Raw genomic sequence first — 16,152 nt, forward strand, 5'->3', positions numbered from 1 at the left:
TTGGTCATTTTAAAATTAAAAACTGAAAATTGAAAAGTAATAATTAGCAATTATCAATTAGCAATTACCAATTATCTTTAGCTTACTTGAGCTGTGACATTTGCTCGTCTAACACAGCTAATTTTGAGCGCAGTAGAGGATTGTCCTGTACTGCAAGGATTCGACAAATGCGATCGCGCATTTTTTCGTGGTGCCTGAGCATGGTGTCAGCGTCTGCTTGTAAGCCGTAGTGGCGCTCTTTAATTTGTGTCTCTGGCAAGCAGAAGAATACCCCTCCATCAGTTCGTTGAATACTGCCTTCAAGCAGGTCAAATATTCGTGCGTTGCTAGTGATGGAGCCCTTGGGGTTTTGGCACCCGTATACATGAAGGCTCAAAAAGCAGGATTCTCCGGGGTTGCCCATCTGGTGAATCATATCGTCAGCTACCGCCTTTACCTCTTCTGACCTAAAGTCCAACCGCTTCAGGGTTTGTAGCACTCCATCTGTTAAGGTATACACGTAGTGTTCCGCCTCGCCAAAGCACTGTACTGCTCCCCATTGGGCTACGCCGTGGTCATGAATCGTGCTGTAGTCTCCTGGAGCCCAAGACATCACCATAATTTCAAAGGAATCGCACTCGTACAGTAGCTTTCGACCGTAGCTTTCGGTGATGGGATGATCAAAGTCAGCCCATCTAATCAAGTCTTCCGGTGAGATGCGTGCATCCAAAATGCACTGACGAGCAATTTTCGGTACCAATACCGACTGACTTTCGATATTACTAATTAAGCGCTGGATACTCTCGGGAAGACTTTGGTCGGATACAGAAGTCGAGTTTGCCTGAATAATCTGAATCATTTTTCCATCCTCTAATTTTTAAAAAAACTTGATTCCTATGAAAATGGAGACTTAAAAATTTAAAATTCACAAAATCGGATTAACCATCCTAGAATGGATTAACCGAACTTGATAGTATTACTAGGTGAAGAAATGGTGTTAGGGTAATGGTGTTAGAGTTTACTATTCAAAGCCTAATCCCTAATACTTAATCCCTCATGCCTAGATTTACCTAACTAATAATTCCTCACTGGTTGACTTTACTGTATAAACCTTAAAGCTCTAGGCTGAGAGAAAGCTGATAAATTCCTCACTATCCTCTGAAAAAGATTGAGAAATATCTCAGCTTATTTTTATTTAGTACACATGATGATTATTCCTCATATCATCAAAGATTTCTTCAAGCTATAGTAAGCCCGATTGAAACGAGAAAGAAATCCCTGCACCTCTTCGACCTCCTTCCCATCTTCCCATCTCCCCACATCTTCCCATCTTCCCATCCGTTAAATCCGCTCGAACTATCGGTTGCAAGCTCCTCCCATGTTCAAAAATAAAACACAGAGTGTTATAATTCAGGACGGTAAGGTAGGATATGGGACAAAACAAGCTGCATAATAACCATGTCGTGCCAGCGTCCCTTGAAAAACCCAATTTCTTTTTGAACACCTACAACCTCAAATCCAAATCGCTTGTGAAAATCAATACTCCCTTGATTGCAGGCAAGAATTTTAGCAACGACATGGTGATAGCAAAACTCCTCAACTTTCTTGAGCAATGCTGTTTGTAAAATACTGCCGTAACCCTTACCAGTTTCCGCTAAAGAAAAATAAATCGAAATCTCGCAGCAAACACGGTAGCCTAAGCGAGGGCTATAGCGCTTGATTACACCCCACCCAATCACACAGCTTTCTCGTTCTGCAACCAGTATGGTTTCGCGATCGCCAAACTTATTCGCGAGTACTTTCATGTCCTCAGCGGTATAAAATTGGCAATCCATCGTACTGTTGCCTGCAGCGATAGACTCGTTATAGATAGATGCAATTGCTTGGAAATCAGTATCTTTATATTGCCTTACCAGAATGTTGGGATGCTCTGATAAATCTGCACAGAAATTCTCTTGTTTAGTTGACATTTTTCTGCACTTATTTTTTTTGCCCTAATTATTTACTCGCTCTCAATTATAATTTAGAGAACTAAACACTCCTAATCTTCAACCAAACACAACTATAGCTTTTTTCTCGGCTTTCGAGAAAACTCAATCATCCAGGTGAACAATCGCTCCATTATCGATTGGTTAGTTAACAGTTCTAATCTAGCAAAGCCACCAATATTTCCTCCATTGATTTCGCTAATGCACCAGTTACCCTCATCATTCATCAAAAAGTCATATCCCAAGGTATGTATACCCCGACAGCGATAGTGTTCAAAGGTGGCGTCAATTGCTTCTTTTTCTTCAGAGCTGATATCTGATAAAAAACATTCTCCATCTACGCTGACATTATGCACCCAATGACCACTTTTCGAGCGGCGGATATAGGCACCGTAAATTTCACCATCTACCACAACAATCCGCTTGTCTCCCGCATCAACTCGCTGCAAGTATTGCACAAATTGTAGTGGTTTGCCTGTGGAACCTTTCAGATAATTCATCACCTCAGAAAAGTGAGTAAACTCCCTGGTACCTGCAAAGGGATTATCCACTAGGAAATGACCCTTGTCATACCAAATTTTAAAAACTCCTCGACCACCACAACTATTATATCGCTTAGCCACAATAACTTGGTGCTTTTCAAAAAAAGTCAATGCTTCCATCCAGCTATCGGTTACTACCATGTCTGGGGTAAATTTACTCGCTACCTTGAGGAGGAATTCTTGCTGAATTTGCTCATGAATTCCCGTAGGACTATTGACAAATTTTACAAAAGGCTCCCACAATCGTAGTCTATCTAGATATCCTTCAGGAAAAGGCTTTAAGGTGCGACAAAATACCAAGTCAAACTCCTCTAGCGATCGCCAATCCCGGACTTGTGAATCTAATTCGAGAAAGGTAGTGTAAGGTAGTATTCCCTTCACCGGAGCTACCTGAATCAATTTAGTATTTGCTCCTTGGGTGAAGACGCCCTCAGTAGGGATGTGGAAGAATTCAAATCGTTCGTCGAGGGCTAGCCGTTGGTAAAAGATGGGTATGTCCAGTAACGGACTAGAGTATCGAGAAGGATTGCAAATGGAAAGTAATTTCATCTTACATTACTTCTTATATTACTTCTTACTTTCATTAAATTACAAGCTGATTAAACTATACCGATTGCTAACTCTTTTCTACTCCTTTGATGGCAATTATCATACTGATGAGGTACACCGATTTTTGTCCCACTCCCTACTCCCTACTCCCTACTCCCTACTCCCTACTCCCTACTCCCTACTCCCTACCCACTCCTAGTAACTACCTCACTGAATTGATAACTGCTATCTACTTACATAGAAGATGCAGAACTTTCTCCTCTAGCTGCAATTTCCTGTGTTGGTTGGGGCTGTTGTTTACTAAAGTTAGTGATCGAGACTCCAATCATGATCACAATAAATGCTATTACTTGCATCAGTGAAGGGCGTTCTCCATTGAGAATTAGCGCATAAACTATCCCAAATACGGGGGATAATACAGTCCACTTACCTACCGTCTTCGAGTCTAACTTTTCCAGGGCAGCGTACCAGAGAAATTGGGTAATCACGATGATAATTAGCGCATAGATACTCATCACCATCCAAAGCTGACCTGAAAAGACATCTCCAAAATGAGACGGGCCAAATAAATAACTAGCGATCGAGAAAAATATTACAGCTGATATAAAGTTACGGCTGAAGACAATTACCGACAAACTGTTGTGTTTAGAAAGGGTCAACTTGCCGATAATCGAAGTAACTGCATACAAAAACGTTGATGCCAGGATTAAAAGGTCTCCCTGATTGATTTGATAATTACTGCTTGTGAAAACAATAGCAACAATACCGACGCCAATCAGAGAAAAGCCAATCCATTCCCATTTCAGAATACGCTTGCCAAAGAAAATTGCTCCTGCCAGAGCATAGAGCACCGGACCAAATCGCCCCAATAAGACCGCATTGGTGACAGTAGTGTGTTGTAGTCCCAGGAAAATCAGTGCAGACAGTAAGGCTGCTAAACAACCATTAATAAACAGTCCCAGAAGCAGCTTTACATTCAACTTTCTGAGTTCATTTAGAATAGGAATCGCTCCAAAAAAAGCCACCACTGCCAAAGACGCACAGAGATTGCCAACAAACAGAACGTTACAAAACGATATTGGTGTTTCCTTCCCGCCACTGAGCATACTAGCGTTGGCAATTAGGAAAGCAATCACCGAGGGTCGCAATGCTGCCAGGGCCCGGGAGACAACTAGCAGCAATTTGGGATTAAGGTTATTGATACTATTGGCAATCATTTCCGTTATTGAGGAAGAGTGGTGTATCCTTTCCTAGAGAAGCATTAGTCCAGTAATCAGAGCAATGGGTAAATCAATGACTAGGTAACACCTAAAAGGGGGGGATAGGAATACCTAAATCTATCCTTTTCTGTTAATACATATATCAGATCATTTGTCAAATTCTCTACAAGCGTGGGGAATCGGAGGAGTGTGAGTAATTCCGTTACCCATCGATTGCCCATCATCCCCAGGTTTACTGAGTCACCAGCTCATAACTTTCTGGGTCAGCCTTGAGAACAAACATATCCCCATATTGAACTACTTCCCCAGTGATGCGGATAGGGTCAGCTACCTTATCCAAAATCCGGGAGTTAATCGCCTGGTTTTGCCGATCTACTAGGAGCAGATAAAGATTATCCCCCTGCTGATTGTGTACTAAGAACACCGGAGGAACACCACCACTGATGCAGCGAATGGCACAGGAGCGATGGGTTTTAGTTTGTCCTGGTTTCATCACCCCTGGGTAGCATTTACTGTCTAAAATCTCTCCTAAGAGGGAGAACTCACCCAAAGATTTACCCGCATCCGGTTTCACTGCTGCCGAAGGAGGGTCAATTGCCTCTGCAGAGCGAGCTGCTATCACCGTAAGGTTGTTGCGATAAACTGGACTACCGGTTAGCTTGACCCACTTTCCCACTTGATCCAATACGCTGGACTTGGGTGAGGTTTTTCCCGGACCCGTGAGCAAGTAGCGAGAGTAGGGGGCTTGAGAGGAGGTATCCCCTGGACGGGGTACCAGCAAGTGAGGAACAGGTTGTCCTAACAGCAACCCTTCAAACTCTTGAGCCTTATTGACCTTTCCAGAATTAAACTGGTAATGAATTAAGGGGAAGACAGCCCCTAGAATCAGAATCACCAGGGCTAAGACCGGAATCAATATTAACAAAAACCGTTTGATGCCGGTCGGCACCTTACCATAACCGATATAAAATTCATCGGTGTTTTGACCTTCGCTGTTGGTAGTCACCTCTGTTCCTCCATAGCAATTACAGCAGGACTAACGCTGGTACCAGGAAGGTTCGGTATAGTTTTCACCAAAATGCGATCGCCTTCTAACTTAATATCAAACGTAGGGATTTTTTCTGTAAAGGGTGGGGGGGAAGCACCATTTTCTGGTAGATACTGGTAGCCGTGCCATGGACAGGTGATGCAGCCATCGACAATTTTTCCCTCCCCTAGAGGGCCATTCTGATGCTGACAGACGTTGGAAACCGCAGAAATCTTACCGTCATACTTAAAAATTGCCACCCGCTCGCCTCCGAGAGTGACTATCTTAGCTCGATTTTCCGGGATTTCTGCGATGCTGCCCGCATCCACAAATTCTTCGTTTCCTGTAACAAGATCCTGATTGTCCCGCCCGAACTCCCGAATCCCTGCTGCCAAATGCACTCCCACAATCCACACTAGTCCAACACCAACAGCAAGGGTCAGAACTGGATGCTTGTTAGTTTGCAGTGCTCCTAGCAGGACATGACCTGTCAGTAGTCCGTAGGCAAGATAAACGCTCATATGTAAACCTTTCCAAACCGGAGCCGTTAGGTTAGCCAGCCAGAAATCGTGGCTAGTGGCTGCCATTAGGAACAAGATCACCAGGGGAACAAATCCCAAAACCTGGAAGGGAAAGCGAATAAAGGTAAAATAGTTAGTATTGCTCAGAAACAGACTAACCAAAGGTTCGAGATTGCCGAAGTCGTGGTACCATTGCAGGCCAAGGCGGGTGTGCTGGAGAGCCAAGAAGAACATCGTAACCCCCATATGACGCCGATTGTAGAGCAGGGGATAGAATTTTGGGCTCAGGCGAGTTAGCGGACCAATGGATAAGATGACGTGGAGCAGGATGAAAGCAGCTGAGCCAAAGGCGCGAATCCTGACTCCCCTGATGTCGATGTTGCTATCGAACCACTGGGTAACATTGATGAAAAGTACAATATAAAGGACAACTAGGCTCAGAAGGATAGCATCGTAAATAAACTTCTGGCGGTTCCACAGAACAGCTTTATAGGCAACACTCATTGTTGTACTAAATGTTAATTGCTATTGCTTATTAGTCATTAGTCATTAGTTATTAGTAACTATCAGTAAAATTTCGTTTATTTACTAAGCACTAATAACGATAAACTGTAGTCAGTTTTGCTCGCAATGGTAGAGCTGCAATAAGCTTCTGTTGCCCCTGGCTGTAGATCAGCAAATGTCCCGCTTTACCTCGCACACTGCCAGGAAGCAAAAATTGTTTACGAGATAACCCTGCCAGATTGCCTAGCAGTATAGAGCGATCGCTAATTTCTGTGGGGGCTTCCTTAGTAGCTTCCCAATACAGCAAGGGGTCAGGAACTTGGAGCAAAGAATCAGACTTCAATTCCATGACCAGTTTGCCTTGGTAATTGACAAAGGTTTCAACATGAAACCGAAATGTTCCATCCTCAAGTTTAGTTGAGCCAATTTCTTTTCTGGGTTGGGTTTGTGTCACGAACCCTGCCTGTGTAAATAATTTATTGGTAGCTACATCCACTGGTTCGTAACTAGGACGCAGTAAAATCCCTGCCAAGAAGCACACTGGTAGGACAACTCCTAGTACCACAAAGGAATAAAAGTGAGTTTTACGGCGAGCGAGAATCATAGCATTTCCCTTTCAGGTCAGTCGTTTGGCCGATATACGGTGAGCATTGCGTTCAGTCGGAAGAGTTTTGCCTCTCAACAGGCGAGTGGCAAACATCGGCCAGAAGGCAGTCACACCGGGAATGATCATAATGCGAAAGCCGATCGCCCATCCATGGACATTGGGATCAACCCGTTGCACCCCAAAGATGACGAAAGGAACCGCAAAAATCAAACCAGCGACCAGGTAAACGCGGAACAGTTTTATGATCCACTCGACCATAGCAATGGTGAGGCTTTCCATTTTTCTACTCTTGAGGAGTGATGGATATGATTCAGTTTATACCAAGCTATGACAATGGGTATCTGTTTCTTATTTAAGATTAGGTAATACTGGAGAATCTGTCTGCCTGAAAAAATCGTATGTTTGTGACACTCCCACCTGGGAAGCCTCTCAAGGTTTGTTGAGATAAAGGGCGCTCACTATTGCCTTGAAGCAAGTCCCGAAAAAATCAGGCAAAAGCAAGCCAAAAGGCAATCTTGACGATTAAGAAAGGATGAGCTAGCAGCCAAACCCAACACCCAAGCCGAGTAGCTAATCAAAAGCTGACTGCATGTAGTGTTGTAGAATCAGCTTATACCCTGCCACCAATACCGGTTGAGCTAGCTCAACGATCGGAAATTCGATCTCTTGATCTGTGGTTGTAGACTGTAAAGGTTGGCTCAGGCTCTGGCAACGGACAAGAGCAACATCAAATCGGCAGGGTAAATTAGCTAAATCTGGATGTTCTGACAGAAATAACTCAGCTGTACGCCGGAGTTTAGCTTGCTTTTGTGGTGTAATCGCTCTTCGACCATCAGCATCCCAATTCCCTCGACTGCGAGTTTTAACCTCGACAAAAGCCAATGCCACCGGGTTTCCTTTGGCAATTAGGTCAATCTCTCCCCATCGACAGCGCCAGCTATGGTTTAGGATAACCCAGCCTTGGCTTTGTAACCACCTAGCGACTAAATTTTCTCCCAGTTGCCCAACCTTAGCCATCTTATGATTGTAAAGTCAATTGTATCACTGGTATCTTGATGATGATAGTTGTAATCGTTATCAATGTTGTGCTCTCCCTGTTGTGTCTATACGCTGCTTGCCAAGTGTGGCGATTGGGACAGTGGCTTTCATCTATCGCTAATCAGTTGGAAAGGGTTGAACGCGGTATCTCTAAAAAGTTATATAGTGCTCCCAAGGCAATTGTTCTTGGACAAGTAGGTATTCATGGTTTGAGAGAGGAGTATCAACAATTACAGGTTCAGCTACACACACTCAAGCAAATTTTTCTACTGTTGGGTATGCTTCAAAAATTTGGAGGATTTAGGTGGCGCTTTAGTTATAAACCTACTAGCAAGAACAGCTTAGTGCCTCGAGAGCGATCGCACTAGTATCGGGTTATGACTAGTATCGGGTTGTAGTATTCCCAGCATAGCCCTCACCAAGCCCAAGGGGCAACTTAGATCAGTCTCACCGTACCTGTCGTGAGAAACCCTACACTCTTAGCCTACTAACTACTGATCAATTATCAAGCTACTTGTAGGATAATAAACCAAAACCATTTACTATTAAAGTTTTATCCATCCCATTTATCTAAAACTGTTGTAGGAAAACAAATCAAAAGATGTCAAAAAAAAGTGCTGGAGCATTTATCGGTGGCATGCTATTGGGTAGTGCCGTAGGAACAGTCGTAGGGTTACTAATTGCCCCCCGTACTGGTCGCGATACACGCAAGCTCTTGAAAAAATCGGCGGATGCCTTACCCGAATTAGCCGAAGATCTTTCTAGCAGTGTGCAACTACAGGCAGATCGCCTTTCCGATTCCACACTGCGTAACTGGGATGATACCCTAGCTCGACTAAAGGTAGCGATCGCAGCAGGTCTTGAAGCTTCTGTGGCTGAAAAAGCTTCTGTGGCTGAAAGCGTAGAGCCAATAAAGTCCGAGTCGGAAGTTGCCGCAGAGTCCAACTCGTCCGCTAATCAACATTAGCTTTAGGCATCCCGGACGGGGGGTAAGAAGGTCTACTTCTTGTTTTGGTGTTGCCGATTGGCCAGATGTCATGGGTTTTTTCTTACTTCCCCTTCTTCCGCTTCTTCCCCCTCTTCCCCTTATCCATAAATTATCTCCCTACAAGGACAACGCCCTGTTTTTGTGTGGGCTAGCCGACTCGCGAAGATCGGAAATGGAAAAATTTATCATAATGCTGCAAGTATTAGCCAATAATATCACTAAACCTTGTCAAATACGTTGTCAAATGTCACGAAAACTGATAGCATACAATTGATTAAAGTTTGGGCGAGCTTAATGGTGTTTTCTCAAGGGTGTTTTATCAAGACTTCACGCTGGCTAGTCAGTTAAGTTGACTTAAGCTTAATTACTGAAGGCGAGGGTTGTGTGACAGTTAGCAAAAGTGTCAACTAATATTACAAAATCTACAACTAATTGGTAGATTAGAGCCATGGCACTTGTAGCCGACCTAAGGCGGTCGAACTTACGGGACTCTCGAGGAACACTTTAAGGAAGTACGCAGACCATGGGACGATCAAATGTGAAAAAACGCCAGGTGGAACCAGATTGTTTGACACCGAAAGCTGGCTTAGCCTTGGACGACGACAAGCAAGACAAGCAGTTACTATCTGCTATTGCCGAGTCAGTAGTAGCAAACAATTTGACGATATCGCCAGGCAAATCGCATACATGCACTCCCTCTTCCCGGAAGCGGAAATCATCAAAGATATCGGCTGTTGACTCAACTACAAGCGAAAAGGTCTTAGAGCCATATTGGAACGACTTATGCGCTGTGATCAGCTCACGATTGTTGTTGCCTGTAGAGACCGACTTACCCGATTTGGGTTTGAACTCTTTGAATACTTGGTCAGTCTCAACGGTGGAAAAATCTTGGTTCTCGACCAGCCTGAAAGTTGTCCGGAATCGGAACTTACCGCAGATATTATCTCCATTATTCACGTCTTCTCAAGCCGTGTCCACGGACTCCGAAAATACGGCCAAAAAATCCAAGAAGATTCGAGTGTTCCTAAACCCTGAACAGCGCTCAATGATTCGTCAGTGGTTTGGGGTTTCCCGTTATGTTTTCAATAAAACCGTCAAAATACTTGAAAATGGCGAAGTAAAAGCTAACTGGTTTGCCATTAAGACTGATATATTAAATGACCTTCCCGACTGGTGCAAGGCAGTACCTTATCAAATCAAATCAATAGCGATTAAGGATGCTTGCACCGCCGTTAGGGAGGCCAAGAAAAAATACAATTTGACTGGGCAGTTTAATCGGGTTAGATTTAGGTCTCGCAAGAATCCCGTTCAATCTTGCTACATCCCTAAGTCGGCTGTTTCGGCTCAAGGAATTTACCACACAAAGTTAGGTGAATTAACTTTTACTGAAACACTCCCCGAGAACATCTGTGATTGTCGATTAACTAGCACCAATGGGGATTATTACCTAGTAGTCCCTTACAAAACAGCTCACCTTAAGACCGAAAGCCAAGGTAGAGTAGTTGCTTTGGATCCTGGTGTTAGGACTTTTTTGACATTTTTTAGCGAGACTTCCGTTGGAAAAATTGGCCATGGCGACTTTTCTAGGATTCAAAGACTTTGTCAACATCTAGATAATCTGATCTCAAAAATCAGTAAGGCTAAAGGCAAGGGAAAATATCGAATGAGAAAAGCTGCCAGGCGGATAATAATCAAAATCCAAAACTTTATCAACGAGTTACATCACAAGGCTGCCAGATTCCTAGTTGACAACTTTGACGTAATATTGCTTCCAACATTTGAGACGTCTCAGATGTCCAAAAAGCCGAATCGGAAACTTAGATCTAAAACGGTTCGTAATATGCTCTCTTTTGCTCATTATCGGTTTAAAGAGTTCCTTAAGCATAAAGCAAGCGAAAATGGGAAAGTTGTTGTTGATGTCTGCGAAGCTTATACCAGCAAGACCGTCAGCTGGACTGGTGAATTAATCAATATTGGTGGCAGTAAAATCATCAAATCAAAAATCGATGGCCAGATGATGGATAGAGACATCAATGGTGCTCGTGGAATTTTTCTGCGGGCTTTGGTAGATACACCCTGGCTGAGCAATCAGCTTGCATTGGCGAGCCAGAATTTGCTTTTGGTAGATTCTGGTAGCTAAAAAGTATCGGCTTGAACAAAAAAGTTGTAAACTCCGATTTTCCATTGCTAGTTACCGAATCATAGCATAGATTAACCTGTATAATAAATCAACGGTCATCACCCCTCTCCCCCATAGACGGGGCTTCCCAACATCCTAGGATTTTTTGTGATTGATCCTCTATTTTGGCTCGGGCTGTCCTTTCTGCTCGTAGCAGTTAGTTTAACCGCTGTTTTGGTAACATTATTGCCTGCTGTACAAGAGTTAGCGCGGGCAGCTCATAGTGTGGAAAAATTAGCTGATACCCTAAATCGGGAATTACCACCGACCCTAGAAGCCATTAGGCTGACAGGGTTAGAAATCAGCGACTTGACCGATGATCTTAATCAAGGAGTCAAAAGTGCTGGTCACGTGGTTCAACAGGTTGACCACAGTATCAGCAGTGCTAAAAACCAAGCCCAAAAAGTCAAAGAGAATACTCGTAATGTGGTTAAGGGTGTCAAAGCTGCCTGGAAAACTTGGAGGGGTACCTCACCACAATCTTCTAGGTCAATGGATTCCCTACCATCATCTCACAGAAAAGCTCTAGAACTTCTTGAGACTGATGAACGCTCATCACAAGTTAATCAGCATTGGCAAGGAAGAAATAACTCTAACCATAAAGAGGTCAATAAGGCTACTCGTGAAACCTCTAATGACGGAATCCATGATAATTCCATCCATGATAATTCTTTTTAACGAAGGGAATACCAAGACTCGAACCTGAAGACTATACAGAATAAATAAATAATAAATGTAATGCCACCCTTGAGTTTATAAACGAGTTTATAAACTCAAGGGTGGCATTATCCCGTTTTTGTTAATGTTTGGTTAATGGATGAGAAATATAGTTAGTCGGTAATTGGTAACTGGTAAACAAAAGCAGATAAAAGTATAGCAATCCTATTAAATTAAAACATGCAGAAAAATCAGTCCGACTCTCGGTAGATTCTTCCCCATCTTCCCTAACTTCGGTCATCTTGCCAATCTTACAACTGGTCAGATTAGGAAAGAAATTCAAGTCTACTGCTGACATCACTCACAGATACATCGTGTAATACTGCAATCAAATCATTCTTAAAATATAAAGCTGTGCTACCGGGTAACCCATTATCAGCGTCAACCAAATCATATTGATCCGCTACACCATAGAGCTGAATGATGTCTTTAGATTCTAAGTCATAAATCTCTGCATAATCATTGTCGCCCTTACCCTGGTAGAAAGCGCGATGATCATCTCCTAGGATAAAAGTATCTGACCAAGCTCCACCAACAAGAACATCAATTTCACCATTACCTCGGGAACCATTTCCAACTCCATTGAGGGTGTCATTACCGGAACCTCCAATCAAAGAGTCGTTACCAGAGCCACCCTTAAGGAAGTCATGGTGCTGCCCACCGTCGAGGAGGTCATCACCCAAACCTCCGATCAAATAGTCGTTGCCAGAGCCACCCTCAAGACTATCATGGTTCCGGCCACCGTCGAGGAGGTCATCACCCGAACCTCCGATCAAATAGTTATTCCCAGAGCTACCTTTTAAGGTATCATGGTCACTCCCGCCATCAAGACTGTCATTACCCGAAGCTCCAATCAAATAGTCGTTACCAGAGCCACCCTCAAGGCTGTCATTTCCCTGGTCTCCTCTAAGGTAGTCATTGCCAGAGCCACCTTTGAGGGTGTCATTTCCCTCACCTCCTCTGAGAGTATCATCCTCTGTCCCAGCCTCGATGAGGTCATCACCCGAACCTCCGCTTAGAGTGTCCTGACCTGAACTACCTTCTAGGGTATCGTTACCCACATCTCCCATGATCCTATCATTGCCAACACCCCCAAAAAGGTAGTCATCTCCCTGACCACCTCCGAGAGTGTCATCATTATACCCACCATAGAGATTGTCATTGCCCCAAGTTCCTCTGAGAAAGTCGTTACCGGAACCTCCAACAAGAGTGTCATCCTCAGAACCTCCTGAAAGAGTGTCATGACCCGAGCCACCAATTAGTGTGTCATTATTGCCATTACCCCAAAGCCTATCATCACCATGACCGCCTTCAAGCCGATTATCGTAACGGTCTCCCCTAATCGATTTGCTTTTCCAATTCTGGTTAAGGACTTCAATGGTGAAAGTTTTCTCGTAGCTTTCACCCCCCTGGTCGGTGGTGCGGATTTTGATCGGGTGACTAGAGTTGATATCAAAGTCTAAGAGAGTGCCATTTTTGACTTTTAGTTGATCGTCAACAATTTTAAAGCGACCTTGAGCATCATCTAATAATTTATAAGTATGGCTATCTCCGGAATCAACATCCTTAGTAGTCAGCTTAGCAATGGTAGTGCCATTTTTACTGAATTCTTTGACACTCCTGCCATCAAGGGTGATATCCGTCGGAGCAAAATTCTGGTTAAGGACCTCAATGGTGAAAGTTTTATCGTAGCTTTTACCTCCGGAGTCGGTGGTGCGGATTTTGATCGAGTGACTAGAGTTGTCATCAAAGTCTATGAGGTGGCCATTTTTGACTTTTAGTCGATTGCCATCAATTTTAAAGCGACCTTGAGCATCATCTAATAATTTATAAGTATGGCTATCTCCGGAATCAACATCCTTAGTAGTCAGCTTAGCAATGGTAGTGCCATTTTTACTGAATTCTTTGACACTCCTGCCATCAAGGGTGATATCCGTCGGAGCAGTGTTGGTAGGTTGAGGCTCCTCTGCCACATACTGAACGTCGCTAATATTTGTTATGGTGTCCGGAATAATAATCTCTTCCCATACAGGTGGTTGACTATCCTCCTCGAAGGTAATGTTAAGGCGATCGCTTTGAGAGACTGCATAGTAGTCTTTGAGGGTAATCGAACTATCCCAGCCTAGATCAAGAATCAGGTCATAACCCTCTTGAGTTTGGGTTACACTAGAGGAAGCATATTCGGAAAGATCTAAAGTATCTAGATAGTTCCAACCTTCAATAATATCATCACCCGTGGAAATTCCCAATTCATAACCGCTAAAGATATTGGCTGCACTATTGGCAATGATGTAATCGTTACTGCTGGAGTTGATCAGATTGTGAAAAATTGTATCGAATGCGATCGCAGTTCCAGATTCAGACGTAAGGTATTTTGTTCCGCTGTCATCGGTCCTAGCTTTATAAGAGCTACCATTGTAAGCGTTTTGGGTGGTTATAATACCCCCCTCATTCATATCAAAGTGGTAACCTGTATTCAAAAAAGCCAGGTTTGAAAAGTCTAAAGTATTTTCACCACCACTATCCCAGAGGGTTTGCTTAATCGGTTTGGTTGCACCATAATCCTCACTACCATCTGTGTAGTAATAAACGCTGTCAAAGGAGTAAGTAGTATCCCCGTGGTTATACTCCCTAGCTCCATAGATTAACTGTAATGCTTGAATGTCGTAAATCATTGGGGTAATCGCTGATTTCCCAGCAAAGTTATACGACATTACTGTGTTGGTGGTATTGTCCTCGTTAAAGGGCAAAAATGGACCGTGATCATGGTCCTCGTATTTATTAGGATGTTTGAAACCCAGAGCATGTAATGTCTCGTGAATCAGGGTCATGTAGCCATGATTCCCTGGGTCGTCAGCAAATCCGTTTCCGTTCTTACCTGTGGTGTCGTAGGCTGGGTTCAAATGCACATCCCCGGCCACATCCCACCCATTGCCGAAATTGAAGTTAAATCCCTCAGGCAAATAGGCATAGGAATAGCCCGGACCATCAGATACCATGTAGCGCAATAGACCATAGTCTGTTGTCGTATCTGGTACCTCATGGAAATCAACATCAAGGTATCTTTCCAGAGTTTCGAAGATGCTTCTGATATTGTCTTTGGTTTCTTCTGATATCTCTGAAACCCCCGTTTCATCTCCGTAATAAGAACCACCGTTGGCATTGTTATAGAAGCTGTAGCTGATAGTCTGAGTGTCCCAGTGAGCAACACTCAGAAGTGGATGAGTTGAGGAAAATGTGTCAGACATTGCTTTTATTTAATTCTTACTGCTTGACAAAGCCTAGTTACGGGAATGATTTGGTCGTCAGGGAACTTCCTGATTGTTGATGTTTAATGGCTTATTGCCAGTTGCCATGAATCGTAGCTATAACCCCATTCGATAACTAGTCAAACGCACTGAATTTCATAGGGTATTGGGTTACAAACCATAAAATTTACCTAGTTAAAATCCCTAATATTAAATTAATCATGAAATATCTCTGTTTCCGTTCAAGGTTGATATGTGTATATTTTTTTGGGGGGGGGTATTTTTTACGGTTTATATGCAAAAGTCAAAAAAACGTAAATCCGTACAAAAATCAAAAATTTAAATAAATTAAATATAAATAAATTAAGTAAGTATTTTTTCAGTATTAACGATGAATGTTTATTTAAGGGTTTTATTAGCAATTAAGCACCATTAATATCAGATAGCGTTTTTATTTTATTTGTGAAAATACTACCTTATTAAAATACAAAATACAAAAGGCAAAACGCAATAAGGGCAACAGCTCCAGAGTTTTAGTGTCCAATAAAAAAAGACATCCTACGTTTACATCTCATTTATAAACCCTATAAATAAAGCCTAGGGATAGGGATAAACTCTCAAAATTGTCCAGTTTACGTCGAACTCGAATCCTAGTTATGTGAAGTTAGTATAAAGTTCTAACAAATAGATAGAGGCTAAAATCAGTAGTTTTTCTAGGTCACCGTTTATTGGTAAGCATATGCGCTACGCGCACGCTGCGCGAACAGCATTGAGCTTAAGCTTTTTTTTGTAGGTGATGTCGCCATGATGCCCTTTTGTTCGGTTCGTTCTGTTGCCAGCATCATGAATGGCTGATAGCTGGCAACCATAGCATGGGCTTAGTTGCGTAGGGTGCGTAGGGTGTGTTATATCATGTCAGGATAAGGGCGACCGATGAAAGACGCTCAAGGAAGTGGAGATTCCGAAATCTCCCAATGTAGCTAGGGTTCAAGCTACGTCCCCACCCGAAGGAGCACTTCGAGATGGATATGGCGGTTTCGACTAC

15 protein-coding genes are annotated in these 16,152 nt (G+C 43.1%); 6 read left to right on the forward strand and 9 right to left on the reverse strand.

The genetic code is table 11. The features are described 5' to 3' along the window. Positions 1 to 82: 82 nt before the first annotated feature. From F6K53_RS20650 to F6K53_RS20660, 3 genes are all read right to left on the reverse strand, one after another. The gene (locus F6K53_RS20650) at positions 83 to 838 is read right to left on the reverse strand and encodes a cysteine dioxygenase (protein ID WP_293070979.1); all 756 of its coding nucleotides are present in this window, start codon (positions 836 to 838) and stop codon (positions 83 to 85) included. A gap of 544 nt (positions 839 to 1,382) precedes the next feature. Beyond that, positions 1,383 to 1,949, reverse strand: a complete 567-nt coding sequence (locus F6K53_RS20655) for a GNAT family N-acetyltransferase (RefSeq protein WP_293070977.1) — start codon at positions 1,947 to 1,949, stop codon at positions 1,383 to 1,385. A 92-nt stretch (positions 1,950 to 2,041) separates the two neighbouring features. Beyond that, a complete protein-coding gene (locus F6K53_RS20660) occupies positions 2,042 to 3,058 on the reverse strand; it encodes a hypothetical protein (protein WP_293070975.1) in 1,017 nt (338 codons plus the stop codon). A 64-nt stretch (positions 3,059 to 3,122) separates the two neighbouring features. On the opposite strand from F6K53_RS20660, the gene F6K53_RS20665 reads away from it, so the two are divergent. After that, positions 3,123 to 3,257, forward strand: a complete 135-nt coding sequence (locus F6K53_RS20665; protein WP_293070973.1) for a hypothetical protein — start codon at positions 3,123 to 3,125, stop codon at positions 3,255 to 3,257. 34 nt (positions 3,258 to 3,291) lie between these two features. Here the strand turns inward: F6K53_RS20665 and F6K53_RS20670 are convergent, their stop codons facing one another. The 4 genes from F6K53_RS20670 to F6K53_RS20685 all read right to left on the reverse strand — a co-directional run bounded on the left by F6K53_RS20670 (position 3,292) and on the right by F6K53_RS20685 (position 6,934). After that, a complete protein-coding gene (locus tag F6K53_RS20670) occupies positions 3,292 to 4,275 on the reverse strand; it encodes a DMT family transporter (protein WP_293052435.1) in 984 nt (327 codons plus the stop codon). Between the two features lie 235 nt (positions 4,276 to 4,510). Continuing rightward, positions 4,511 to 5,284, reverse strand: coding sequence for a hypothetical protein (locus F6K53_RS20675; protein WP_293070970.1), 774 nt, complete (start codon positions 5,282 to 5,284; stop codon positions 4,511 to 4,513). After that, on the reverse strand, positions 5,281 to 6,330 hold the full coding sequence (locus tag F6K53_RS20680) for a Rieske 2Fe-2S domain-containing protein (protein ID WP_293070968.1): 1,050 nt from the start codon (positions 6,328 to 6,330) through the stop codon (positions 5,281 to 5,283). Before F6K53_RS20680 ends, F6K53_RS20675 begins: the two co-directional genes overlap by 4 nt. A gap of 91 nt (positions 6,331 to 6,421) precedes the next feature. Further along, on the reverse strand, positions 6,422 to 6,934 hold the full coding sequence (locus F6K53_RS20685) for a hypothetical protein (RefSeq protein WP_293070966.1): 513 nt from the start codon (positions 6,932 to 6,934) through the stop codon (positions 6,422 to 6,424). A gap of 39 nt (positions 6,935 to 6,973) precedes the next feature. On the opposite strand from F6K53_RS20685, the gene F6K53_RS20690 reads away from it, so the two are divergent. Then, positions 6,974 to 7,237, forward strand: coding sequence for a hypothetical protein (locus F6K53_RS20690; protein WP_293070964.1), 264 nt, complete (start codon positions 6,974 to 6,976; stop codon positions 7,235 to 7,237). Positions 7,238 to 7,507: 270 nt separating this feature from the next. On the opposite strand, the gene F6K53_RS20695 is transcribed toward F6K53_RS20690, so the two are convergent. After that, entirely contained in the window at positions 7,508 to 7,954 is a 447-nt protein-coding gene (locus F6K53_RS20695) for a YraN family protein (RefSeq protein ID WP_293070962.1), read from the reverse strand. A 38-nt stretch (positions 7,955 to 7,992) separates the two neighbouring features. Here F6K53_RS20695 and F6K53_RS20700 point away from each other — a divergent pair, with 38 nt between their 5' ends. The 4 genes from F6K53_RS20700 to F6K53_RS20715 all read left to right on the forward strand — a co-directional run bounded on the left by F6K53_RS20700 (position 7,993) and on the right by F6K53_RS20715 (position 11,820). After that, entirely contained in the window at positions 7,993 to 8,343 is a 351-nt protein-coding gene (locus tag F6K53_RS20700) for a hypothetical protein (RefSeq protein WP_293070960.1), read from the forward strand. Positions 8,344 to 8,576: 233 nt separating this feature from the next. Beyond that, positions 8,577 to 8,942, forward strand: coding sequence for a YtxH domain-containing protein (locus tag F6K53_RS20705; protein WP_075902592.1), 366 nt, complete (start codon positions 8,577 to 8,579; stop codon positions 8,940 to 8,942). Between the two features lie 544 nt (positions 8,943 to 9,486). Beyond that, a complete protein-coding gene (locus F6K53_RS20710) occupies positions 9,487 to 11,103 on the forward strand; it encodes a transposase (protein WP_364303894.1) in 1,617 nt (538 codons plus the stop codon). 147 nt (positions 11,104 to 11,250) lie between these two features. Next, the gene (locus F6K53_RS20715; protein ID WP_293021066.1) at positions 11,251 to 11,820 is read left to right on the forward strand and encodes a DUF948 domain-containing protein; all 570 of its coding nucleotides are present in this window, start codon (positions 11,251 to 11,253) and stop codon (positions 11,818 to 11,820) included. Positions 11,821 to 12,125: 305 nt separating this feature from the next. On the opposite strand, the gene F6K53_RS20720 is transcribed toward F6K53_RS20715, so the two are convergent. After that, positions 12,126 to 15,107 carry a hypothetical protein gene (locus F6K53_RS20720; protein ID WP_293070956.1) on the reverse strand — a complete coding sequence of 994 codons (2,982 nt, stop codon included), beginning with the start codon at positions 15,105 to 15,107 and terminating at the stop codon, positions 12,126 to 12,128. Positions 15,108 to 16,152: the final 1,045 nt, after the last annotated feature.

It is taken from the genome of Moorena sp. SIO4A1 (assembly GCF_010672065.1).
Lineage (GTDB): Bacteria > Cyanobacteriota > Cyanobacteriia > Cyanobacteriales > Coleofasciculaceae > Moorena.

Coding starts and splice junctions, on each gene's coding strand:
- F6K53_RS20650 (WP_293070979.1), bottom strand. CDS start 838: ATGATTCAGATTATTCAGGCAAACTCGACTTCTGTATCCGACCAAAGT.
- F6K53_RS20655 (WP_293070977.1), bottom strand. CDS start 1,949: ATGTCAACTAAACAAGAGAATTTCTGTGCAGATTTATCAGAGCATCCC.
- F6K53_RS20660 (WP_293070975.1), bottom strand. CDS start 3,058: ATGAAATTACTTTCCATTTGCAATCCTTCTCGATACTCTAGTCCGTTA.
- F6K53_RS20670 (WP_293052435.1), bottom strand. CDS start 4,275: ATGATTGCCAATAGTATCAATAACCTTAATCCCAAATTGCTGCTAGTT.
- F6K53_RS20680 (WP_293070968.1), bottom strand. CDS start 6,330: ATGAGTGTTGCCTATAAAGCTGTTCTGTGGAACCGCCAGAAGTTTATT.
- F6K53_RS20685 (WP_293070966.1), bottom strand. CDS start 6,934: ATGATTCTCGCTCGCCGTAAAACTCACTTTTATTCCTTTGTGGTACTA.
- F6K53_RS20695 (WP_293070962.1), bottom strand. CDS start 7,954: ATGGCTAAGGTTGGGCAACTGGGAGAAAATTTAGTCGCTAGGTGGTTA.
- F6K53_RS20700 (WP_293070960.1), top strand. CDS start 7,993: ATGATGATAGTTGTAATCGTTATCAATGTTGTGCTCTCCCTGTTGTGT.
- F6K53_RS20705 (WP_075902592.1), top strand. CDS start 8,577: ATGTCAAAAAAAAGTGCTGGAGCATTTATCGGTGGCATGCTATTGGGT.
- F6K53_RS20710 (WP_364303894.1), top strand. CDS start 9,487: ATGGGACGATCAAATGTGAAAAAACGCCAGGTGGAACCAGATTGTTTG.
- F6K53_RS20720 (WP_293070956.1), bottom strand. CDS start 15,107: ATGTCTGACACATTTTCCTCAACTCATCCACTTCTGAGTGTTGCTCAC.